The following is a 21,675-nucleotide window of genomic DNA, read 5'->3' as shown; positions in this document are numbered from 1 at the left end:
GAACCGGAGACCACAATGATCCGACTGATGCTCACCACTGCCCTTGCCCTGATGCCGCTGGCCGCCGCCGCGCAGGAGATCACCGTGGGTGCCGCCAACATGGCACCCTATCTCGATCCGGGCCGCGACCACTCGAACGTGGGGTCGCAGTTCTATTACAACAGCTTCGATACGCTGATCGACCGCGACCACCACAAGCTGGAATCCGAGTGGGTTCCGGCGCTGGCCACCTCCTGGGAGCTGGTCGAACCGACCGTGATGGAACTGAAGCTGCGCGAGGGCGTCAAGTTTCACAACGGCGACGACATGACGGCCGATGACGTGATCTTCTCGCTGAACCGGATGATCCAGGCGACCTTCCCGCTCTACGTGGTGCGCGCCAAGGACCGTCTCGGCAACTTCACCAAGGCCGAGAAGGTCGACGAGCACACCATTCGCATCCACGCCGCGCGCGAGGAACCGCTGTGGGAAACGCTGATCTCGCTGCAGCAGATCATGATCATCCCGGAGAAATACACCAAGGCGCTGACCGGCGATCCGAACGTGGCCGAGGATAGCGACTACGAGGCCTTCGCGCTGGCACCGGTGGGGACCGGGCCCTACAAGGTCGAGACCTTCCAGCCGGGCGAAAAGCTGGTCTGGACGCGGTTCGACGATTTCTGGGGCGACCGTGCGCCGCTGGAGCGGGTCAATGTGGTTCAGATCGCCGAGACCGCCAGCCGTGTCACCGCGCTCAAGACCGGCGAGGCCGACATCATCACCAACCTGGCGCCGGACCAGCTGTCGCTGGTCGACAGCGACCCGAACCTGAAGACCGAGGGTTCGGCTACCGCGCTGTTCCACGTCATGATCATGAACCAGAACCACGCCAAGCTGAAGGATGCCCGCATCCGCAAGGCGCTGAGCCTCGCCATCGACCGCGATGCGCTCAACGAGGCGCTGTGGCTGGGCAAGGCCGTGGTGCCCTCGACCCATACGATGAAGGAGATGGGCGCGCTGCACCAGCCGGACCTCGTGACCTTCGAATACGATCCCGAGCGGGCCAAGGCCCTGCTTAAGGAGGCCGGCTACGACGGCTTCGAGATCACCTATGATACCGCCGCGACCTATTACACCAACGGCCTTCTGGCCGCGCAGGCGATCATGGAGATGTGGGCCGCGGTCGGGGTCAACGGCAAGGTCGTGGTCAAGGACAAGTGGTCGGGCAACGACCCCGAGATGATGACCCGCAACTGGTCGAACCCGATGTATTTCGCCGACCCGTTCGGGTCCTTCGGGGTGATGTGGGCGCCGAATGGTCCGTCGGAAAGCGAAGGCCGCTACAACACGGACGCCGACTTTGCCGAGAAATGGGAACGCTTCCGGTTCTCCACCGACGTGGAGGCGCGCAAGGCGGCCTATGTAGAGGTGATGGAGCGGGTGAAGGAAGACCCGGCCGTCCTGCCGCTCTACCGGCCCTTCGAAAGCTGGGGCATGAAAGCCTCGGTCAACTGGGCGCCTCTGCCCGGACATATCCCCTATGTACTCGACTTCCGCGCCGGCAGCATCTCGCTGGCCGACAGCTGAGCCCCCTCGGGCCGGGCGGCTTCGCCCGGCCCAACCTTCAACGGAGTATTGAAATGACCCGCATCGCCATCGTCACCGATATCCACCATGGCGCGCCGTCGCACACGAAGCGGGGCGATACCGCGCTCGAACTGCTGGCGGCCTTCATCGACTGGGCCAATGCCGAGAAGCCGGACCTGGTGCTGGAGCTCGGCGATCGCATCTCCGACGTCGACAGCCAGACCGATGCCCGTCTCGAGCGCGAAGTGACCGAACTCTTCGCCCGGCTGGAGATGCCGGTGCATCACATCTGCGGCAATCACGACCGCGACCACCTGAGCGTCGGCGACAATGCCGAAATCCTCGGTCGCGACCTTTCGCACGAGGTCATCGACCTTGGCGCCTGGCAACTGGCCCTGTGGCGTGCGGATTCGAAGATCCACCGCGCTGCGCCGCGGCCGGGCTTCGACCTGCCGGAGGCCGACCTGCTGTGGCTGTCGCAGATGGCACAGAGGGCAGGGAAGCCGACACTGGTTGCAAGTCACGTGCCGTTCTCGGAGCACAGCCAGACCGGCAACTACTACTTCCAGCGGAATGCATCACTCTCGACCTATCCGCAGTCGGAGCGCGCCCGCGCGGCGCTGGCGCAGGCCCGTGTGCCGGTGGTCTGCGTCGCGGGCCACGTGCATTGGAACACGGTCACGACCGTCGACGGCATCCCGCATATCACCCAGCAGAGCCTGACCGAGAGCTTCACCACCGGCGGCGAGCCGGCGCGGGCCTGGGGGCTGCTGGAGCTGGGCGAGACGGTGAACTGGGAAGTCTTCGGCGACGATCCGTTCCAGGCGCGGCTGACGCCTCGGGCGCGCCGCTGGACGCCGCCGCTCGCCCCCTTCCTGCGCGAGCTTGCAGCGGAATGATCGCCTTTGCCGTTCCCGCCCCCGTGCTTTCGGTTCGCGACCTCCGCATCGCCTTTGGCGATGTGGAGGCCGTGCACGGGCTTTCCTTCGACATTCACCGTGGCGAGACCCTGGCGCTGGTCGGCGAAAGCGGGTCGGGCAAGAGCGCGACAGCGCTGTCGATCCTGCGGCTTGTTGAACGCGAGGGCGGGCGGATCATCGGCGGGTCGGTCCGGCTGGGAGAGACCGACCCTCTGGAGGTGACGCGGCTGGCCTCGGCCGCCCTGCGCGACCTGCGTGGCGGGCGGATCGCGATGATCTTCCAGGAACCGATGACTTCGCTCAACCCGGTGATGACCATTGGCGCCCAGATGGGCGAGACGCTGGCCCTGCATCGGGGGCTGCGCGGCGGCGCGGCGCGCGAGGCGGCCCGTGCGGCGCTGGACCGGGTCAAGATCCCCGAGCCGGAGCGACGGCTTGACCAGTATCCGCACGAACTGTCCGGCGGTTTGCGCCAGCGGGTGATGATCGCGATGGCGCTGAGCTGCGAGCCCGAGGTGCTAATCGCGGACGAACCGACAACCGCGCTCGACGTGACGACGCAGGCCGAGATCCTGAAGCTGATCGCCGGCTTGCAGCGCGAGCTGGGAATGGCGGTGCTGTTCATCACCCATGACCTGGGCGTCATCTCGGAGATCGCTGATCGGGTGGTGGTGATGAAGAACGGCGAGAAGATCGAGGAGGGGCGGACATCGGAGATCTTCTCGGCGCCGCGCGCCGCCTATACCGCCGAGCTGATGGCCGCGTCGCCGCGGCTGGGCGAAGGTGCCCCGGCACCGCTGACGGCCCCCGCTCCGGTGCTGAAGGTGACGGGGCTGACCACGCGCTTTGGCGGCGGCATGTTCGCGCGCCATGCCGCGACGGTGGCGGTGAACGACGTGTCGATCGTGCTGGGCCGGGGCGAGACCCTGGGCCTGGTCGGAGAGTCGGGCTGCGGGAAATCGACTTTGGCGCGGTCGATCATGCGGCTGGTGGAGCCGGCGGCGGGGGAGGTGGAGCTTCTGGGCACCCGTATCGACACCCTGGCCCCGTCCGCGCTCAAGCCACATCGCGCCAGGATGCAGATGGTGTTCCAGGATCCCTATGCCTCGCTCAATCCGCGCATGTCGGTGCGCGACGCGGTCACCGAGCCCGCGATCCTGCACGGCATAGTCACCCCCCGCGACCGTAGCGAACTGGCGGCGAGGCTCCTCGAGAGGGTCGGGTTGCCAGCCGAGGTGGCGGAACGTTATCCGCACCAGTTCTCGGGCGGGCAGCGTCAGCGGATATGTATTGCGCGGGCACTCTCGGTGCGGCCGCAGATCATCGTGGCGGACGAGGCGGTCTCGGCGCTCGACGTGTCGAACGCACGGCGGATCACCGACCTGATGGCCGAGATCCAGCGCCGGGACGCGGTGTCTTTCCTGTTCATCAGCCATGATATCGCGGTGGTGGAACGGGTGAGCCACCGGATCGCGGTGATGCATCAGGGCAAGATCGTCGAGACCGGGCCGACCGAAACGGTGCTCAGGAACCCGCAGCATCCCTATACGAAACGCCTCATCGCAGCCGTTCCGCGCTTCGGCGGCAGTGGGGACAGACAGCCCGAGCCCTTCGTACAGGTCGAATTGGCGTAACGTCCGGTCTGGATCGGGCCGCGGGAACAGCCTTGAGTTCAAAGGCCGGAGATCCGGGCCAGCCAATGGCTGGCCCGGACAGACAATATTTCAGAACTGGAAATCGCCCGCGTCCAGCGTCGCATGGGAATTGCGGAGATAGACTTCGATCGTATCCCCCATGTCGCCGTATTCCACCAGCGCAAGACCCGGCTCCACATCGGAGATGACAAGGTCACCGAACCTCAGGCCGGTCATGCTGAGGTCGATCACGTCTGCTTTGCCGAAGCCCCGGATGGTGTCGTTCCCCGCACCAAGAGCGAAGACGAAGGTGTCAGGACCGTTGCGGCCGATCAAAAGATCGTCGCCGATGCCGCCATCAATGATATCGGCGCCGTTGCCGCCGATGATCTTGTCATCGCCGGCGCCGCCGAACAGCACGTCGTTGCCATTCTCGCCCTTGATCACGTCGTCACCGCCCTGACCATTGACGATATCCTTGCCGTTGCCCGCACGGATGCCGTCGTCTCCGATCGTGCCCAGGATATCGTCGGACTTGTTGCGGCCGACGATGGCCTTGCCGAAAGCGATATCGTAAAGCGCGGTGGTGCCCGAAACCTCGTATGCGACTGCGATCTGGGCGTTTCCGGTTTCACTTTCCGAGGCCGGAATGAACTTGATGACCTCCGGGCTCGAGTGACCGTAGGCCGAGCTGTCGATGTAATCCACGAACTGCGAGTCCGCCGGATTGGAGATGTCGTAGATCATGATCCCGCCATCGCGTTCCAATCCAATGAACGCGAGCGTCTTGCCATCGACTTCACCGATCGCGATAGCCTCCGGCTCGGGCCCCTTGTTGTCCGAGCGGTTCTCGTCGATCACATCCGGGTTGTCCGAAGGATAGCCGTCATTGTTGAAGGCATTTGCCGGACGGATGGCCGCGATGATCTCTTCAAAATCGGAGCCACTGTCGAAGACTATATTGCCGTCGAGATCGAAGATGGTGAAGGAACGCGATCCGTATGCGTGCGGCACGTCGATATCGCCGTCGCCATCGGTATCGCCGTCGATGATCGAGACGGTCAGCCGCTCGAGGCCGGTGGTGTCGACCGAAGCATCGATGGAGACGCCGGCCACCTCGCCGTCGAGAATGTCGCCGACGCGCGCGGCATCGCCGCCTTCATCGAAATCGCCCCGGTCATCGCCCTCGTTCGCCGTCAGAAAGTAGGCGACGCCGTCAATCTCGGTTGCGGCGATGGCGTCGGGCATTCGAATTCCGACCAGGTTTTCATATGTCGTGATGTTGATCGCGTCGTCCTTGTCCGAGGCGTCGAGCGGGACGACGGAATGATCCTGCGTGCCGAGCGGGATGATCTTCTCCCAGCTCATGCTGGCGAGGTCGAACACCGCAACCGAGTTGGCCTCTTGCAGGGTCACCAGCAGCTTGCCGTCGATTTCGGCGATATACTCGGGTTCGAAATCGGTCGAAGGCATCGCATCCGGGAAGATCCGGACGCCCATGTCGCGCAGTTCCGGAACCATTGCGTCGAACTCTTCGAAGCCGAAGGTGGCCACGGTCATCGTTGCCACGTCGATGATCGAAATGGACCCGGCCGGTTCCTGATCGCTCTGCCGCTCGCCTTCGTTGGCGACAAAGATCATGGTGCCGTCTTTCGAGTAGGTGACCATGTCCGGCAGGTTCCCAACCTCGGCCGTTCCCAGGGCGGCGCCGGTCAGGTCGAACAGTGCCACCACGCCATTCTGCGCGACACCGTCCCCTTCGTTCCCGAGTTCGACGGCTGCTGCGATGCCGTGTTCGGTCACGGTGACGGAGTTGACGCCGCCGAAGTCGGGAATGGTGGTGAGATCGATCGAATTGACCAGATCACCGCTAATGGCATCGAAAACGTCGATCCGGCCCTCGGCGCCGTTGGTCACGTAGAGCTTGCCTGCGAAGTAGGATACGACTTCCGATCCGGCCTCGCCGGAGAGGCTGTCATAGGAGCCGACTGGCTCGACACCCAGTCCGCCGAGAACGGTGGATTTTACAAATTTGCTCGACTTGTCGGAGGCATCGTCACCGAAGTCGGATGCGTTGCTGTGGCGCTTCGATTTTTCCGCGATTTCAATATTGAGATCTCCGAAGTCTTCAACTTCTAGTGCAAACTTGTGTTTCTCGAACATGGGTAGCCTTCCCTGGTTTCCTGGCCCCGTCACACCTGTGTGGCAGGTTCAACAACGACCGGGCCGACTTAGCCTGATCATGTAAAATCCGGGTGACGCGCTGGTTCTTCCGGGGGCTCGCTGGCCGCTTGGGTATTTCTACACAGTGATCTGCTTTGCCCCCTGAAAACTCCGCCTTCGGGCAAGTCAACGTTGCGGATCGGATCAATCTGCGCTGAATAGGGAAGCCGTCCTCTCTGGATGCCGAAGCAAGTTCGACCCCGTCTGAGAACACCGGATTGCACAATCCGCCTTGGCTATTGCTTCCGTAGCGCATGCTGGCAATGTTTGGTCATGGGTTTGCTCAGGCTCGATCGAACCCGAAGGCAATGACCAGGAACAACAAGCTGGCACAGGCCGGCAGAGGGGAGCATCTTGCCTATTTTCTGGCGGCTTTGGCTGACGGCCTCAGGCACCATGGCAATCGCGATCCTGCTTTTCGTCGGGTTGTCGCTTCTGCAGTTTCGCACTGTCCAGCGCACCCTGCTCACCGAACGGGTCGCAGTTCTGGCCCGCAACACCGCAGAGCCCTTCGAGGCGGCGCTCGGCCTCGGTCTGCCGCTCTCCTCCGTCCGCAATGCCGAGGCGCTGCTCGAACGGGCGCGGCAGACCGACGATGCGATCATCTCCATCGATCTGATCGGCGCCGACAACGATGTCCTGCGCCACATTGGCGAAGCAGAGGCCAGCGATCCGACAGGCCGCAACGGCGGACCCCAGTCCGCCACCAGCCGGTTCGAAAGCGGCCGCTTCTACTCGACCAGCCCCCTCTCGGGTCCGAATGGTGAAGCCGCCGGGGCCATCCGCATCACGCTCGATGCCACGGACAGCGTGATACGGCTGTGGGCGATGGGCGCCGAGCTGCTGGTGAGTGCGGCCGGTTTCCTGCTGGTCGGCACGCTGCTGATCGGCGCGGCACTACGCTGGGCCTTCTCGGTCGAGATCTCGGCCTATCGGAGCATCGAAGCGGACGCCGAGCTGTTCGAGACCGACACCTGGCGCGAGGGCGGGGGAGGCACCGGAACCGGAGGCGAACTCTGGCGGATGCTGCGCGCGGCGCAGTCCCGGTACCGCGAGGCCAGATGAGCCAGACGCTCGACAGCCTGCACGCGCCGCGCGTGCGTGCCCGCATCACCGCGATCCTGATCGTGGTGGTCGCGCTTTCGGTCTTCCTGTTCAGCTTCGTCACGCTGGTGTCGTTCGATCGCTCGGTCGCGCCCGAATTGCAGAACCGCACCCGGCTCATCGCGACGGTGGTGCGGGACAACATCCAGCAGACGCTCTCGACCGGGCTGCCCCTGAACGCGGTTGGCGGGTTCGAAACCTACATCGCCGCGACGATGGACGCCTTTTCCGAACTGGAGAACATCACCATCGTATCGCGCAAGGGCGAGGTGATCGCCAGTGTCGGCCGCGAGGAAGAGGCCAGGCTGCTCGACCGTCTCCAGATTGGCACAAGGCTTGGCACCTCAGGTGCCGAGATCTCCATGCCGATCCTCGTTGGCAACGACCTCGCCGGCCATATCAAGGTCAAGAGCAGCGGCCGTTTCGTCGAGGCCCGGTTGCGCTCGGTGCTGCTGGACGCAACCGCCCTTGCCATTGCGGTGATCCTGATCGGGGTCGAGCTGACGATCCTGATTGCCACCCATTCGATCTGGGGCCCCCTGCGCGCCGTTGTCCGCCTCGCGCGCGACCAGGGCGAAGGGCGGTTTGACCAGGTTATCCCGACCGCCGGGCTGCCGACCCTGCGCCTGCTGGCGCGGCGGTTGAACGACCACTGCATCGCGCTGGCTGGCCGGGCAGGCCGCGGGGACGGCGGGGCCACGCCCAGGCGCCTGGTGCTTCCCGATCTCGTCGACATGCGGATTGCGCTGTTTTCCTTCGCCGCCGCCACCGAGGTGACGGCATCCTTCCTGCCGGTCTACGCCAAGGGCGCCAGCCGGCCCGACTGGCTGGACCCGGCCATCGCCGCCGCGCTGCCATCGGCGCTCTACCTGCTGGTCCTGGCACTGCTCTCTCCGCTGGCGGCGCGCGTCGTGGCGCGCTACGGGCCGCGCCGGGTCTTCGCCCTGTCGGCGATTCCGGCGGCGCTGGCGCTGCTGGGCATGACCTGGAGCGATGATCTCGCCGGCGTGGTGCTCAGCCGGGGCATCATCGCAGTCTGCTATGCCTTCGCGACCGTCGCCTGCCAGGACTACGCGCTCGCGCTGCGCTCCAAGGATGGCGCCAGGGTCTCCTCGGTCATCATGGCGATGGTCTTCGGTGGAACCTTCTGCGGCTCCACCATCGGCGGCGTCTTCGCAGACCGTTACGGCTACGAGGCGGCGATGGTCCTCGGGGCGATCCTGGTGCTGATGGCGGGTCTCTTCGGCTATCGCTTCCTGGTGGCGGCGACCGAACGGCCCGCTGCCCGCTCGAAGTCGACCGGCATGGCGCCGCGCACGTCGAGCTTTTACATGTTCCTCTTCGGCATCGTCGCGCCGCTCAACCTCGTGACCGCGATTTCGATCTGGTATCTGGCGCCGCTCCACCTTTCGGCCTTCGGTGCATCCCCGGCCCAGGTCGCCCGGGTCGTCATGCTGTTCTACTTGGCCCAACTCATCCTCGGCCCGGTCTCTGCCCGTATCGCCAGCCACCCCCTTGGCCTCTTCGCCAGCATCATCGTCGGCGGCACGCTGGCCGGCCTGTCGCTGGCCTTGCTGGGCGGCGAGAGCTTCTGGCAGATGACCGGCACGGTGATCGGCGTCGGCGCGGGCTTTGGCCTGGTGCGCGGCCCGGCACTTGAGCTGGCCGCCCGCCTGTCCGGCGGCACGGCGCGTGGCCTGTCGGCCTACCGGGTCACTGAAAGGGGCGTTGCGCTGGTCGGCCTGCTGGTCACCGCCTTCGCGATGAAGGATACTGGCGTGGACCAGGTTCTCGGCACGCTCAGCGCGATTATATTTGCCGGATTGGCGGTCTTCTGTATCTCGATCTGGAGGGATCCGATACTAAGGCGGGGAGGGACCAATGAAGATCCTGCAATACGCTAGCCTGGCCACAGGCATACTCCTGTCAACGGCGGGGATCGTCCGTGCCGAGGACCCCGCGCGTATCGCCATCGCGACCTGGCGGGGATGCGAAGAGGCCTGCAAGGGCTTCCAGGATTACCTGAGCGACAGCGGGCACCCCGTTGTCTTCACGGTTCTCGACGCGGCGCAGGACAAGTCCCGCCTGCCGGGCGTCCTGGAACAGGCGCGCGCGGACAAGGCCCAGCTGATCCTGACCTGGGGCACCAACGTGACCATCGGCATCGGCGGAACTCTCGCCACGCAGGGCGGAGAGGGGCTGAACGGCGATATCCCGCAGCTCTTCATGATCGTGGCCGACCCGGTCGGCTCCGGTATCGTCCAGTCGCTCGACCAGACCGGGCGGCCCAATATCACCGGCACCTACAACCGTATGCCCGAAACCGTGACGCTGAAGGCCATCCGCAACTACATGCCGACGGTCAAACACATCGGGTTGATGTTCAACGCGGACGAGAAGAACTCGACCATCAAGCGTGACGAGATCGCTGGGCTTGCGGCCGGGCAGGGGCTGGAGTTCACCGCCGTGGAGATCGGCCTCGGCGCGGACGGCAAACCGCTCCCCGAGAACATCGAACCCGCCATGGCCGCCCTCAAGGCGGCGGGCGTGGAATTCGTCTATGTCGGCAGCTCCTCTTTCCTGCAATCGCAGAGCGCCGCCCTGGCCAAGGCGGCGGCGGCACACGGGATGCCGGTGCTCAGTCCCTACGAGTCGCTTGTGCGCGACAACGCGGCGCTGATCTCGGTCGCGGCCCGGTATTACGATGTCGGCCGTCTCGCTGGGGAACTGGCCGAGAAGATCCTGTTCGAGGGCGCCGCGCCGGGCGACCTGCCGGTGGCGCGCATGCAGGACTTCGCGGTGACGATCAACATGTCGGTCGCCAAACAGATTGGCGTCTATCCCCCGATCACCCTGATGCAGGTCGCAGAAGTCGTCGAGTGAGCAGAAAGGAGGGTGGTGTCAGCGGGAATCCGGTTCAGCAGGCCAGGGAGTTTTGTCAAACAAACCAGGCTTGAGGTGGGGCAGTGCCCCAACTAGCGTTCGTCCTTGATCCGGCGCTCTCCTTTCCGATGTTTCAAGACCAGCGCGGAGATCATCCGGTTGGCCGTGATGTTGTACATCTGATTTCCGCTGTCACTGCGGAACGTCGAGGATCTTCTGCGCGAACGGGGCATCGACGTGTGTCACGAGACCCTCCGGTTCTGGTGGCATCGGTTCGGTCTGATGTTTGCGGCTGCCGCCATCGGTCACTGAACTCCGGCGGAAGCCTCGCGTGCATCGGGGTCCAGCGCCCGCAGGAACAGGTCCGGAGAGCCGAGTTGACCGCCCTTCAGAACGACCTCCAGCCCCTCGAAGACGGGGTCATCGACATGGCACAGGCAGATCGGTGCGCCAGGCGAAAGCGGGTGCTTGAGTTCCAGCGCGGTCACCGGAAGCGCCTCGAGAACGCGGCCAGAGGTGTCTCCGCCCGCGACCACCAACCGCGACAGTCGGAACTGCGGCACTGCCTTCAGCGCGAGCGCGCCCAACGCCTTGCCGATGGCGTCCTGCGCATGTGACAGCGGTATGCCCTCGTCCTTGGCCATACGCGAAAGCGCCTCATAGTCCGGGTCGTCGACGGTCTTGGCCGCGAAGACCAGCGCTGCGCGATGGGTCTCAAAGGCGGTTTCGATCTCGGCCAGAACGCGGGCCACTTCGGCCTCGGCCTGATCGGGGCGCGCAACGCGGCAGACATCCAGCCGGATCGAGACGAAACCGGCGGCCTCGGCCCGTGCGATCTGGTCCGCGGTGACCGGTGAACAACTTCCCGACACGACCAAGAGGCGGTCGACCGGCTTGTGGGTCTCGAAGCCCGGTGGTTCCCCCGGGATCATCCCGGCCGCACGCCAATGTGCGACAAGCGCGTATTGCAGGCCGGACGAGGCGGGCGAAAAGACCGTCTCGTCGCTGTTCTCCCAGATCATGCGGCCGGCTTCGGCCTGGCTGGCTTCCTCGGCTACGTCGATGAAGGTGATGGCCCCCTTGGCCTTGGCCTCGGCAATGCGCTCGGCTGTCTGGCCGCGCATCATGTCGCCAAGATCGATCCCCATCACCGGCAGCGAGGTCTGGAGCGCGATATGCTGGCGCAGGTCCGCTTCCTTCATCGGGGTGACAGGGTGGCGCGACATGGTCGGGTGACGGTCGATGCGGTATTGCACGCCGGCGGCCGTGGCGAAGAGATTGCCGAAGACCTGCCACCGCCCCAATTGCGGTGCGCCGACAATGGCGGGCAGCCATCCCGCCGGAACCGCCTGTGCGCCCAGTTCCGCCGCCCTGCCGATCGAGCCGGTCTCGGGCGAGGAATCGAAGGTTGAGCAGACCTTGTACTGCAGGACTTTCGGCTTCAGCGAGGCCAGCGCAGCAAATGTCTCGGGCAGGTTCTGCGCCATCCAATCCGGTCCCTGCGCGCGAGCCGTGCCCGCCACACCGATCACCTGGTAGTCGGAGAAACGATCCAGGTCCTGCTGTTCGGGGCGGCGGGTGAACAGGATCGTGCGCAACCCCGCCCGCGCCGTGACCTCCATCGCATCGGTCGAGCCGGTGAAATCGTCACCGTAGAAGGCCAGAAGAACGCCATCGGGCAGGGCCTGGGTCATCGGAACGTCTCCATTGCTTTGCGCAGGGCAGGCGAGGCGGTGGGGCTGTCGAGCGGGATTCCCGCACGCGCGGCATCCCAGGCTTCGCGCAGCGCACAGACGCCGGCCGCCACGCCGGAGGGGTGGGCGATGATCCCGCCGCCGGCACAGAAAATCAGATCGGCCGAGTTCAGCCGTGCCCAGGTGCCATGCGCCTGGCGGATCGTCTGGCCCGACGAGAAGACCGGCATGACAACCCGCGGGGCCTCGGCACTGATCGGTGTCAGCAGCGCGCGCGCCGAGGCGATGACGCTGTCGTCCGGCTCCCAGAACTTGTTGGCCAGCCCGTTCACATGCATGTGGTCGACGCCGATCACCCGCCACAGCTTCGACCAGGCAGCATAGTCCCACCCGTTGGCCGGGCTGCGGCCGAGGTAGCCCCAGCCGTTGCGATGGGCGTGGATCGGAAGCCGGGAATGACGCCGGAACGCTGCTACACCTGCCAGCCCGACCGAGTTCAGGCTGAGCATGGCGCAGGTGCCCCCAAGCTCGACCAGCAGGTCGTGGCGCCGGCGCATCTGGTCGAGGTCGCCGGTCAGGTTGGCCGCATACATCACCCGCTTGCCGCTGCGTTCCGCATGGCGGTTGACCACCGCCATCACCGCCCGGACCCGTTCTTCGAACGGGCAGGCGGGACCATCGGCCTGCAGCTCGTCGTCCTTGATGAAGTCTATTCCGCCCTCGATCATCTTGTCGACGAGTTCGGCGGTCTCTTCGGGCCCGAGGCCAACCGAGGGCTTGATGATCGTGCCGATCAGCGGCCCCTCGGCCACGCCGGACAGCGCGCGGGTGCCCGCGATGCCGAAACCGGGACCGGCATAGGCGTCCATGAACGCCTCCGGCAGCGAGATGTCGAGCAGCTTCAGGCCGGCGACCTCGCGCAGTTCGAACAGGTTGCCCGCCACCGTGGCCACCAGGTTCGGGATCGAGGCGCCAACGGTATCGAAGGGCCAGGACAGCACCATGCGGAAGCTCCGCAGCGCCGCCGCGGCTGAATCGGGATGCGCGCCGGGCAGGGCAGGGGCACCGTTGTCTGCTACTTCCTCCAGCGTCTCGACCCGCGCGGCGGAGCGTTCGCGCAGCGCGTCGCTTTCCCCCGGCAGGCGGACGAAAGTTCCCGAGGATTGTTCGCCGGCAATGACCGCCGCGACCCTTGCGGGATCGCCCGTCGTGCGCAGCAAATACTCCGCGCGGATGCGCTCGGTTACCATCAAGCGGCCTTCCCGACGGATTTCAGCCAGTCATGGTAGTCGCGCAGGCCCTCGCGGATATCGGTGAAGCGCGGCTCGAAGCCAAGGACCCGGCGTGCCTTGTTGATCGCCAGCGGCGCACCGCGCTCGAAGAAATTGCCGTCGCCAAGGGTCATGCCGCTGTCGCGCCCCAGCAGGTCCGAGACATGGCTGACGATCTCGCGGTGCGGCGTCGAGACCCCGCAGGAGATGTTGAACGCCTCGCCCGCGGCTTCGGCAGGGGCGTCCAGCAACCGGACCACCCCTTGCGCGGTATCGCGCACATGCGTCCAGTCGAGCCCCTGTCCACCGCCCGCCGGCGCGGCAATGTTGCGCAGCCCCTGCAACGGGCCGAACATGGCCTGGTAGAGGACGTGCATCTGCGAGGGAAGCTTGCCGGGGCCATAGACGAAGTAGAGCCGCGCCTGGCGCACGTCGATGCCGTAGGCATTGCCATATTGCTGGGCAAGCGCTTCGTTGGCGACCTTGGTGGCACCGTAAAGATCGGTGGCCTTGAACGGAGTCTGTTCGGTCTGCCCGCCGGGCTGATCGCCATAGACCGCGCCCGAGCTGAGGTTGACGAACTTCGGCACGCCCAGGATCCGGCAGGCATCGATCACGTTCAGCATCCCCACCGTGTTGATGTTGATGTTGCGTATCGGACGTAGCTTGAAGGTCGGCCCCGCGATGACGGCGACCCCGAAGATCACCGCCTCGATCTGCCCTTCATAGGCCCGCATCCGTTCGAAGACGCTATGGGTATCCATGACGTCCACGTCCTCGAACCGGAGACGATCGGCGTGAGGCTCGAGGTAGTCGAGCCCCCGGCCTTCGAGTCCCCGCGCGCCGAGATCGAAGATCACGACGTCGCGGCCCTCGGCTACGAGATCATGCGCGATCCATGAGCCGACATGGCCCATGCCGCCGAAAACGAGAACTGACATTTATTATCTCCGATAGGTTTGGCCGCGGCTCAGCGCAGCAACAGGTCGGGCAGGAACAGGACGAGGCCCGGAATGAAAGTGATCGCCAGGAGCATCAGCATGAGCGGGATGTAGAAGGGGATGATCTCGCGTATCAGCGTGCCGAACTTGAGATCGGCTACCTTCTGGACCGTGAACAGCACCGTGCCGACCGGCGGCGTGACCAGTCCGATCATCAGGTTGAAGATCATGGCGACCCCGAAATGGACCGGGTCGATGCCATAGCTCGTCACCAGCGGCACGAGGATCGGCGTCAGCAGGAACAGCGCCGGAACGGAATCGATGAACATCCCGATGGCCAGTACGAACAGCGTCAGCAACAGCAGCAGGACATACTTGCTTTCGATGGCGCCGGTCAGCGTGCCGATGATCTGGTTGGTGACCTGGTAGCGTGCCAGGACCCAGGCATAGAGCGCCGATCCCGCTATGATGGCGAGCAGTGCGGCCGTGTCGACGGCGGTCTCGCGGCAGATCGCCCAGAACTCGCGCAGGTTGATGGTGCGATAGACCAGTGCCGCGATGACCAGGCAGTAGACGACCGCCACGACCGAGGCTTCAGTCGGGGTGAACATCCCCGACAGGATGCCCGCGATGATGATGATCGGGGTCAGCATCGGCAGGAAGCCCGTCACCAGTGCGGCGCCGAACTGCGCAAAACTTGCCCGTGCCGAGACAGGGTATCCGCGCCGGTGCGAGATGATCGCAACTAGCGCCATCAGGCTCAGCCCCATCAGCAGTCCGGGGATGATCGAGCCAAGGAAGACGGCCGCGATCGAGGTATTGGCAAGGGCGCCATAGATGACGGCGGGGATGCTCGGTGGGATGATCGGCCCGATCGTTGCCGAAGAGGCCGTGACCGCAGCGCTGAAACCACGGTCATAGCCGTCGCGGTCCATTGCCTTGATCAGCACCGGGCCAAGCCCGCCGGCATCGGCCACGGCCGATCCGGACATGCCCGCGAAGATCATCGACGAGAGGACGTTCACATGGCCGAGGCCCCCGCGCAGGTGGCCTACCATGACCCGCGCGACGTTGAAGACGCGGTCCGAGATACCCGAGGCATTCATAAGGCGGCCGATCAGAAGGAAGGCCGGAATGGCAAGCAGCGTGAAGCTGTTGACGCCGTAGAGCGTGCGCTGCGCCAGCATTTCATAGGGAATGCTGTCCAGCCCTCGATTGGCGGCCAGCACCACGACCGATGATCCCACCATCGCGAAGGCGACGGGGACTCCGATTGCCATCAGCAGGATCAGGGTGCCGAACAGGGCGATAAGGATCGTCATGCGGCAGCTCCCTTCTCATCATGGTAAAACAGCTTGTCGCGGAGGTCCTTCAGCACCAGCAGCGCATAAAGCGCGATCCCGATGCATTGGACGCCATAGATCGCCGACATCGGCAGCGGCAGCGTGCTGGCAAGCGCGTTGCCGCTCTTGCGCATCATCTCCACGGCGCCGACGATCAGCAGGATGCAGATGAGCGCGGTCAGCAGATCGGCAAAGGCCTCGGTAATGCGGCGCAGCCGCGGACCCATCAGGTCGAGCGCGACAGTGATGCGGATGTGCTGGCCATAACGCTGGGCGATGGAAAGCCCGAGGAAGATCTGCGCGATATAGAGAAAGCGCGAGGTCTCGTCCGTCCAGGGAACCCCAACGGCAAGCGCATGGCGTGAGACGACCTGGATGAACATCACGACCAGCATGGAGATGAAGGCCAGGATCATCGCGGCCTCGACCGCAAACCAGAACGGGTTACGCGAGGGGCGCGGCACGGGATCGGCCGCTGTATCTGCCGACATAGTCATACTCCACCGGACAGGGGGCCGGCCCGCGACATGTGCGGGCCGGCAGGAGGCTCACTCGATCTGCGACAGAACGTAGTCGCGGACCTCGGGCGCAAAGCCTTCGGCGACCTTGCGGATCGCGGGCTTGGCCTTCTCGCGGAAAGCGGCCACGTCCGGCTCGACAACTTCCATACCCTTGGCCTTGAGGTTGTCGTAGGCGGTGGATTCATTGGCTTTCACCAGCTCGTCGCCCCAAGCGATCGAATCGGAGATCGCGCCCTGGATCAGGGTCCGGTCCTCGTCCGACAGGCCTTCGTAAAAGTCGTTGTTCATCAGCCAGTGGAAGAACGAGTGGACGTGTTCCGTCTTGTTGACGTAGTCCTGCACCTCGTAGAGGCGGCCGGCATAGATGAAGTCGACCGGGTTTTCCTGCATTTCGATCACACCGGTCTGGAGCGAGGTATAGACCTCGGGCCATGCGATGGGGCTGGGCAGGGCGCCGACTTCTTGCCAGATCGTCACCCAGGGCGCGATCTCGGGGATACGCAGCCGGGCGCCGGCGACGTCATCCGGCGTCATGACCGGTTTCTTCGAGGTGAGGTTGCGAGGGTTGCGCACCGACAGGCCCATCAGCCGCAGGTTGCCGTTGCTGATCAGGGCGTTCTGCACGGCCTCGCCGATCGCGCCTTCATAGACTTTCCGCGCCGATTCCGAGTTGTCATAGACGAAGGGCAGGTCCGAGGCCGCATAGGCCGGAGCATAGAGCGACATCGGCATCGAGCCGCCAAGCGCAATCTGGTATTCGCCCACGCTGGCGCCTTCCAGGTGATCGCGCTCGCCACCCACTTCGGTGCCCAGCAGGGTGACCGTGAAGCGGCCTTCGGACTGGGTTTCGATCGCTTCCTTCAGGCGTTCGCCAACCCGGAACATCTCGTGCGAGGGATCGACGTGGAGTGCGATGCTGATGTCATCGGCAAAGGCCGGTACAGCCAGCGATACGCTGCCCAAAAGGGCAGCAAGGGCGAATTTCTTCAATGTAACCTCCCAGTTTCCAGCGTGCGCGCGACAGCGCCGCCACGCATTGCTCCAGTGCAACTGGTCCGACCAGCAGACCATCTGACCGGTTGCTTTCTTCGTTGAATGATGTCTCTCTTGTCAAGAGCAATTTGCGGAACTAGCCGGATCGAGAAACCCGAAAGGATTGCCATGTCCATGCAACCTGACGACGCCGCGGTACCTGCGCCGGAAACGGCGCAAGGCACTGCCGCGGCACGCCCACGTCGCGTGGTGCGGCGCCGCCGCATGCACGAGGAACTGGTGGATGTCCTGGGCGAGGATATCCGTCAGGGCATCTATCCCGTGGGCGAGTTCCTGCCGTCCGAACGCCAGCTGATGGACGATTTCGGCGTCTCCCGCCTGACAGTGCGCGAGGCTCTGGCATCGCTCGAAGGCCATGGGCTGATCGAAACCCGACCCGGCACGCGGGCCCGCGTCTGCGGGCCGCGCGCGGATTTCCTGCTCGACATGCTCAGCCAGGCGGCGACCTTTTCGCTGCAGCAGCCGGGCGGCCTGAAGATCTTCGCCGAAGTCCGCGAACTGGTCGAAGCCGGCACCGCGCGCCTGGCCACGGAACGCGCCACCGACGAGCAGATCGAGATCCTGCGTGACCGCCTCCGCGCCAACCGCGAGGCCATAGGGGACACCCGACTGTTCGGCAGCACCGATATCGAGTTTCACCTGGCCATCGCCGAGATCGTCGATAACCCCATCATTTCCTCTTTCTTTCGTGCCGTCGAGCAGTGGCTTCAGGAGGTGCGCGACACCAGCCTGCGCAACGAGGGGCAGATGGAGACCGCTCACGCCGCCCATGTCAGGATATTCGAAGCGATCGCGGCGCGTTCGGCCGACCGCGCGGCCGACGAGATGCGCGCGCATCTGCGCCAGCTCGCCACGATCTATCCCACCAATCCGGACGCCAAACCGCCCAGGCTCTGAAACCGGGGCCAAGAAAAGGACCGCGCATGACCGCGCAAATTTCCGAACAGACCCGCATGCGCGACCGAATCGCCGCCGTGGGCAAATCGATCTTCGACCGGGGCCTGACCTTTGGCTCCACCGGCAATATCAGCGTGCGGCTGTCCGACGGCACTGTCCTGATGACGCCGACCAACGCTTCGCTCGGCGCGCTTGATCCCGAGCGGCTTTCACTGGTGGACTCCAACGGTCAGCATCTCGACGGCGACAAGCCGACCAAGGAAGCCTTCCTGCACATGTGCGTGTATTGCCAACGGCCGCATTCCGACGCCGTTGTGCACCTGCATTCGACCCATTCCGTCGCCATCAGCGTCATGGAAGGGCTCGACCCCGATGACCTGCTGCCGCCCCTGACCGCCTACTATGTGATGCGGGTTGGGCGGCTGCCGCTGGTGCCCTATTACGCGCCGGGTGATACGGCGCTTGCCCGTGCCGTCGAGGAACGGGTTGGCCACAGCCATGCGGTCCTGCTTGCCAACCATGGCCCCATTGTCGCCGGCAAGACCCTCGAAGAGGCCCAGTATGCTACCGAGGAACTCGAGGAGACGGCGCGTCTGTTCATGCTGCTCAAGGATTACAGGATCCGGCCGTTGACAAAGGAACAGGCCGACGCTTTGCGCAAGGCATGAACGCGGGGTGCAACTTGTTCGCCGTCAGCATCCTTTGGATATTCGATATCGGAAGGGAGGGATTCCGGCTACTGACCGAAACCTCCGCTTCGTCGAGCTGCCATCTGTAGCCACGGCGTCCGCCGTTACGCCGGCGGTTGGTCCCGGCGATTTTCGTCCGAACTTCTCGGCCCAGGCGCGCAAGGGCTGATGCGACACGACAATGCCGCGTTCGGCCAACAGATCCGCGACCATCCGCAGGCTCAGCGGAAATTGGAAATATAGTCAGACGGCATGGGCGATCACGGCGGGTGGGAAGCGATGGCGGCGGAAAAGGTTCGTCGATTTCATGCCGATTCCCCGCATGTCACGAACGGCAAGACGCCAACTTTGCGGACGTGAGCTTCCCACGCCTCGCCGACCGCAAGGGGGCTCGGGCAACGCAAGGCCGCGGCGATCAGGCGGCCTTGCGTTGCCCGAGCGCCGCAGCGCTGAAGCTGCAGCTGTAGATATGATGCATCGCATCGACGCGCCCCGGAACCAGCGGAATGTCGTCCCGTAGCCAGAACCATGGCTGGCGCGACAACCTGCCCTCGAACTCTCGCGATGCGGTGGCTGACCAGAATGCAACCACCCCTGCAGGGGTGAGCGACCTTGCCACAACGCCCAGACCACAATCTTGGTAGAGCCCCGTATTCTCTGTGCGGACAAGGAAATCTGGCCCGTTGTCGGTATCCAGCAGGATCAGGTCATAGTCTGTGGTGATCTCTGCCAGATGTGCTTGCACATCGCCGATCAGTACTCGGGTCCGCGGGTCGTCCAGCGCATGGTCTGCCAGATGGGCCAACGGACCCCGGTTCCAATCGACAATCTCCGGGATCAGCTCGCAGACGGTCACTTCCGCATCTGGCGCGGCAAGATCAAGCACCGCGCGCAACGTGAAGCTGAGGCCGAGACCTCCGATCAGAATCCGCCGCGCCGCAAAGTTCATCCGGCGCATGGACCGCAGCGCAAGCTGGTCCTCGGACTGATGGTTCAGGTTCGACATCAGTTCTATGCCGTTGTAGCGGATTTCGAACAGTTCATCGCGTTGGCGCAAAAAGATGTCATCTCCCGACGCCGTCCCGGCGCGGGCAAGTGTGGTCCACGAGGTCATGTCATGTCCTGTAACAAAAGTGACCCCTCGCTCTTAGGCGGGGGCGATCAGCGGTTCATCGCTTTCCGGGGTTGCCCTGCGCCTCAGGCGATCAGGCAACCCTCAGACATTGTTTGAACTGAATCCGCACAGGAGGGGGAAGACAGCCGAAATGTTGAACAGGGAATTCATCAGTCCAGCCTGTCTGACAGACGCCGTCGCAGATAACGGCTCCCCAGCTAGATAGCGGCGGCTAGCCCGAAAAGCAACCAAGACACCCCAGCCGAGCAGGAACCAGCACCGGTCACTCCGCACGATGCCCGCCTTAATGAACTGGGGATCGAGTTGGGCGATGCGCCACTCGACCAAGCACAACTGCGCCACCTCCGCGTGGCCGATCCGGACTTCCGCGCCGTGCTGACGCAGCCGGTGACCATGGGTTTCTTCCGCTGGGTGTTGCTGCCGGAGTTCGGCATCGATTTCGCCCGCGTCGTCCGTGGCGAAGAGCGGCTGACTCTACTGGGCAGGATCCCGACCGATGGTTTGCTACGTGCGAAGCTGCGGGTGGTGGGCATCACAGACAAGGGCGAAGGGTGCGGTGCGATCGTCTCGACCCGGCGTGAGATCCGTGCGGATGGGCAGGATGAGCCTTTTGCCGTGGTTCGTGACTTTGACCTACTGTCGGGGCGACGGCGGCTGTGGCAGCTTGGGCGAGACCGTTGCCCTGAACGAGCGGGTCCCCGAGCGCATGCCCGACATGGTGACCGAAGTCGCCATTCCGCCGGGCGCCGCGCTGCTCTACCGGCTCGCCGGCGACACGAACCCGCTGCACGCCGATCCAAACTATGCAACCGCCGCAGGCTTCCCGCGGCAGATCCTGCACCGGCTTTGCAGCTTTGCTGCGGCCGGCCGCACAATCTGCGGCCGGGTGACTGCGCCCGAGCAATTGCAGTGCATCGGCGGCCGGTTCTCGGGCGTAGCCTATCCGGGCGGGACCCTTGCCGTGGCGGTGTGGCAATCCGGGCCGCGCGTCCAGTTTCGGGCCTTCATTGGCGACCGAACGGTAATCGACAGTGGTCTGGCTCTGGTCGCGCCCGGTGGGGCGGACCAGGTTCCAGGGCAGCCGATGGTCGTATCCCTGATACGACCATCGGAACAACTGCATGTTTCAAAGCTCACGGATACCGTTGAGGCTCCGAACGCACTGAGACGCCCCTGTCTGGACATGGGCAGAGCCATTCCGCTTGCCAGGGACGCACCGCTGGTCCGGCTGAGTGCGCTGATTACATTCGAGGGCTCCTCCCGCGAAGCTCCATCCTGCGGCAACCGTTGTTGACCGTGAAAACAACCATGCAACCGGCACCCGCGTCTCAGACCGACAGGATAGTTGACGTCACCTGAACTATTGGGGGGACCCCATATGACACTAGGCCTTGCGGCGGCGAGACTTTACGTTCTTTGGCTTCGTCGGCAGGAATGGGCTGATCATCGCGCGGTTTTCTCGACAGAAATCCATGAATCTAATCGTGCTACCGACCCAGGCCACAAGCTCGACGATCTCGGATGGCTCTACGCCGCGGCTGCGCAGGCTGTCGAAACCGTGGAGCAGTTTGGAGGCCTCTCGGAGCGCGCGCTCCTCGTCAAAGGCCCTACAAGGAAAAGGGCGAACTTCGGCGCAAGCTTTGACGCATTCCGGTTGCGTCAGGAGTGCGCAGGGCAGGGCATCGGCGATACGCTCAATTCGCGTCTCGTAGTTTGGTAGAGGCTTCAGCGGACAGAGCCGGTGGTGACGTCCCGGTGCGTGGTGTAGCTGTCGGTGGCCATCGGGTTTCTCGGTAGGGTC

18 protein-coding genes and 2 pseudogenes are annotated in these 21,675 nt (G+C 64.5%); 11 read left to right on the top strand and 9 right to left on the bottom strand.

Annotated features, from left to right (window positions below; all coding sequences use genetic code 11):
- Positions 1-15: 15 nt before the first annotated feature.
- From IE266_RS20020 to IE266_RS20010, 3 genes are read left to right on the top strand one after another with little or no spacing between them, the layout of a single operon-like run.
- Complete coding sequence (locus IE266_RS20020; protein ID WP_189681901.1) at positions 16-1,566, top strand: ABC transporter substrate-binding protein; 1,551 nt, start codon at positions 16-18, stop codon at positions 1,564-1,566.
- 53 nt (positions 1,567-1,619) lie between these two features.
- Entirely contained in the window at positions 1,620-2,465 is an 846-nt protein-coding gene (locus IE266_RS20015) for a metallophosphoesterase family protein (RefSeq protein ID WP_189681900.1), read from the top strand.
- The gene (locus IE266_RS20010) at positions 2,462-4,120 is read left to right on the top strand and encodes an ABC transporter ATP-binding protein (RefSeq protein WP_189681899.1); all 1,659 of its coding nucleotides are present in this window, start codon (positions 2,462-2,464) and stop codon (positions 4,118-4,120) included. The genes IE266_RS20015 and IE266_RS20010 overlap by 4 nt, the downstream gene beginning before the upstream one ends.
- Positions 4,121-4,210: 90 nt before the next feature.
- On the opposite strand, the gene IE266_RS20005 is transcribed toward IE266_RS20010, so the two are convergent.
- Positions 4,211-6,283 carry a choice-of-anchor I family protein gene (locus tag IE266_RS20005; protein ID WP_189681898.1) on the bottom strand — a complete coding sequence of 691 codons (2,073 nt, stop codon included), beginning with the start codon at positions 6,281-6,283 and terminating at the stop codon, positions 4,211-4,213.
- A 414-nt stretch (positions 6,284-6,697) separates the two neighbouring features.
- Between IE266_RS20005 and IE266_RS20000 the strand changes: the two genes are divergently transcribed.
- The 4 genes and pseudogenes from IE266_RS20000 to IE266_RS26950 form a co-directional block, all read left to right on the top strand.
- Positions 6,698-7,408, top strand: coding sequence for a hypothetical protein (locus IE266_RS20000; protein ID WP_189681897.1), 711 nt, complete (start codon positions 6,698-6,700; stop codon positions 7,406-7,408).
- The gene (locus tag IE266_RS19995) at positions 7,405-9,351 is read left to right on the top strand and encodes an MFS transporter (RefSeq protein WP_189681896.1); all 1,947 of its coding nucleotides are present in this window, start codon (positions 7,405-7,407) and stop codon (positions 9,349-9,351) included. Before IE266_RS20000 ends, IE266_RS19995 begins: the two co-directional genes overlap by 4 nt.
- Positions 9,329-10,330 (top strand): ABC transporter substrate-binding protein, encoded by a 1,002-nt coding sequence (locus tag IE266_RS19990; RefSeq protein WP_189681895.1) that lies wholly within the window; start codon positions 9,329-9,331, stop codon positions 10,328-10,330. The genes IE266_RS19995 and IE266_RS19990 overlap by 23 nt, the downstream gene beginning before the upstream one ends.
- 105 nt (positions 10,331-10,435) lie before the next feature.
- Positions 10,436-10,621 (top strand): annotated as a pseudogene (locus IE266_RS26950) (IS6 family transposase); the annotation flags it as partial.
- Positions 10,622-10,635: 14 nt separating this feature from the next.
- On the opposite strand, the gene IE266_RS19985 reads toward IE266_RS26950, so the two are convergent.
- From IE266_RS19985 to IE266_RS19960, 6 genes are read right to left on the bottom strand one after another with little or no spacing between them, the layout of a single operon-like run.
- Entirely contained in the window at positions 10,636-12,024 is a 1,389-nt protein-coding gene (locus IE266_RS19985) for a four-carbon acid sugar kinase family protein (RefSeq protein WP_189681894.1), read from the bottom strand.
- Positions 12,021-13,274: a ribulose-bisphosphate carboxylase large subunit family protein gene (locus IE266_RS19980; RefSeq protein ID WP_189681893.1), complete on the bottom strand. Its 1,254-nt coding sequence runs from the start codon at positions 13,272-13,274 to the stop codon at positions 12,021-12,023. The genes IE266_RS19985 and IE266_RS19980 overlap by 4 nt, the downstream gene beginning before the upstream one ends.
- Positions 13,274-14,236, bottom strand: a complete 963-nt coding sequence (locus IE266_RS19975; protein ID WP_189681892.1) for an NAD-dependent epimerase/dehydratase family protein — start codon at positions 14,234-14,236, stop codon at positions 13,274-13,276. The genes IE266_RS19980 and IE266_RS19975 overlap by 1 nt, the downstream gene beginning before the upstream one ends.
- A gap of 29 nt (positions 14,237-14,265) precedes the next feature.
- Positions 14,266-15,558: a TRAP transporter large permease gene (locus tag IE266_RS19970; RefSeq protein WP_189681891.1), complete on the bottom strand. Its 1,293-nt coding sequence runs from the start codon at positions 15,556-15,558 to the stop codon at positions 14,266-14,268.
- The gene (locus tag IE266_RS19965) at positions 15,555-16,070 is read right to left on the bottom strand and encodes a TRAP transporter small permease (protein ID WP_189681890.1); all 516 of its coding nucleotides are present in this window, start codon (positions 16,068-16,070) and stop codon (positions 15,555-15,557) included. The genes IE266_RS19970 and IE266_RS19965 overlap by 4 nt, the downstream gene beginning before the upstream one ends.
- 57 nt (positions 16,071-16,127) lie before the next feature.
- Positions 16,128-17,090, bottom strand: coding sequence for a TRAP transporter substrate-binding protein (locus IE266_RS19960; protein ID WP_229864323.1), 963 nt, complete (start codon positions 17,088-17,090; stop codon positions 16,128-16,130).
- A 177-nt stretch (positions 17,091-17,267) separates the two neighbouring features.
- Between IE266_RS19960 and IE266_RS19955 the strand changes: the two genes are divergently transcribed.
- A complete protein-coding gene (locus tag IE266_RS19955) occupies positions 17,268-18,050 on the top strand; it encodes an FCD domain-containing protein (RefSeq protein ID WP_229864322.1) in 783 nt (260 codons plus the stop codon).
- A 26-nt stretch (positions 18,051-18,076) separates the two neighbouring features.
- Entirely contained in the window at positions 18,077-18,718 is a 642-nt protein-coding gene (otnC, locus tag IE266_RS19950; protein WP_189681887.1) for a 3-oxo-tetronate 4-phosphate decarboxylase, read from the top strand.
- Between the two features lie 436 nt (positions 18,719-19,154).
- On the opposite strand, the gene IE266_RS19945 is transcribed toward otnC, so the two are convergent.
- Entirely contained in the window at positions 19,155-19,853 is a 699-nt protein-coding gene (locus tag IE266_RS19945) for a spermine/spermidine synthase domain-containing protein (protein WP_189681886.1), read from the bottom strand.
- A 324-nt stretch (positions 19,854-20,177) separates the two neighbouring features.
- On the opposite strand from IE266_RS19945, the pseudogene IE266_RS27310 reads away from it, so the two are divergent.
- Together IE266_RS27310 and IE266_RS19935 are read left to right on the top strand one after the other, a co-directional pair.
- Positions 20,178-20,450: pseudogene (locus IE266_RS27310) on the top strand (hotdog family protein); the annotation flags it as partial.
- A gap of 25 nt (positions 20,451-20,475) precedes the next feature.
- Positions 20,476-21,168 (top strand): MaoC/PaaZ C-terminal domain-containing protein, encoded by a 693-nt coding sequence (locus IE266_RS19935; protein WP_189681885.1) that lies wholly within the window; start codon positions 20,476-20,478, stop codon positions 21,166-21,168.
- A gap of 90 nt (positions 21,169-21,258) precedes the next feature.
- On the opposite strand, the gene IE266_RS26940 is transcribed toward IE266_RS19935, so the two are convergent.
- A partial coding sequence (locus IE266_RS26940; RefSeq protein ID WP_229864320.1) for a hypothetical protein occupies positions 21,259-21,675 on the bottom strand: 417 nt, incomplete at its 5' end.

The sequence above is a fragment of the Seohaeicola zhoushanensis genome, assembly GCF_014656415.1.
GTDB lineage: Bacteria > Pseudomonadota > Alphaproteobacteria > Rhodobacterales > Rhodobacteraceae > Seohaeicola_A > Seohaeicola_A zhoushanensis.
The sequence above is the reverse complement of the archived record's forward strand: the minus strand, read 5'-3'. Positions and strand labels throughout refer to the sequence as shown.

Coding starts and splice junctions, on each gene's coding strand:
- IE266_RS20020 (WP_189681901.1), top strand. CDS start 16: ATGATCCGACTGATGCTCACCACTGCCCTTGCCCTGATGCCGCTGGCC.
- IE266_RS20015 (WP_189681900.1), top strand. CDS start 1,620: ATGACCCGCATCGCCATCGTCACCGATATCCACCATGGCGCGCCGTCG.
- IE266_RS20010 (WP_189681899.1), top strand. CDS start 2,462: ATGATCGCCTTTGCCGTTCCCGCCCCCGTGCTTTCGGTTCGCGACCTC.
- IE266_RS20005 (WP_189681898.1), bottom strand. CDS start 6,283: ATGTTCGAGAAACACAAGTTTGCACTAGAAGTTGAAGACTTCGGAGAT.
- IE266_RS19995 (WP_189681896.1), top strand. CDS start 7,405: ATGAGCCAGACGCTCGACAGCCTGCACGCGCCGCGCGTGCGTGCCCGC.
- IE266_RS19990 (WP_189681895.1), top strand. CDS start 9,329: ATGAAGATCCTGCAATACGCTAGCCTGGCCACAGGCATACTCCTGTCA.
- IE266_RS19985 (WP_189681894.1), bottom strand. CDS start 12,024: ATGACCCAGGCCCTGCCCGATGGCGTTCTTCTGGCCTTCTACGGTGAC.
- IE266_RS19980 (WP_189681893.1), bottom strand. CDS start 13,274: ATGGTAACCGAGCGCATCCGCGCGGAGTATTTGCTGCGCACGACGGGC.
- IE266_RS19975 (WP_189681892.1), bottom strand. CDS start 14,236: ATGTCAGTTCTCGTTTTCGGCGGCATGGGCCATGTCGGCTCATGGATC.
- IE266_RS19970 (WP_189681891.1), bottom strand. CDS start 15,558: ATGACGATCCTTATCGCCCTGTTCGGCACCCTGATCCTGCTGATGGCA.
- IE266_RS19965 (WP_189681890.1), bottom strand. CDS start 16,070: ATGTCGGCAGATACAGCGGCCGATCCCGTGCCGCGCCCCTCGCGTAAC.
- IE266_RS19955 (WP_229864322.1), top strand. CDS start 17,268: ATGCAACCTGACGACGCCGCGGTACCTGCGCCGGAAACGGCGCAAGGC.
- otnC (WP_189681887.1), top strand. CDS start 18,077: ATGACCGCGCAAATTTCCGAACAGACCCGCATGCGCGACCGAATCGCC.
- IE266_RS19945 (WP_189681886.1), bottom strand. CDS start 19,853: ATGACCTCGTGGACCACACTTGCCCGCGCCGGGACGGCGTCGGGAGAT.
- IE266_RS19935 (WP_189681885.1), top strand. CDS start 20,476: ATGAGCCTTTTGCCGTGGTTCGTGACTTTGACCTACTGTCGGGGCGAC.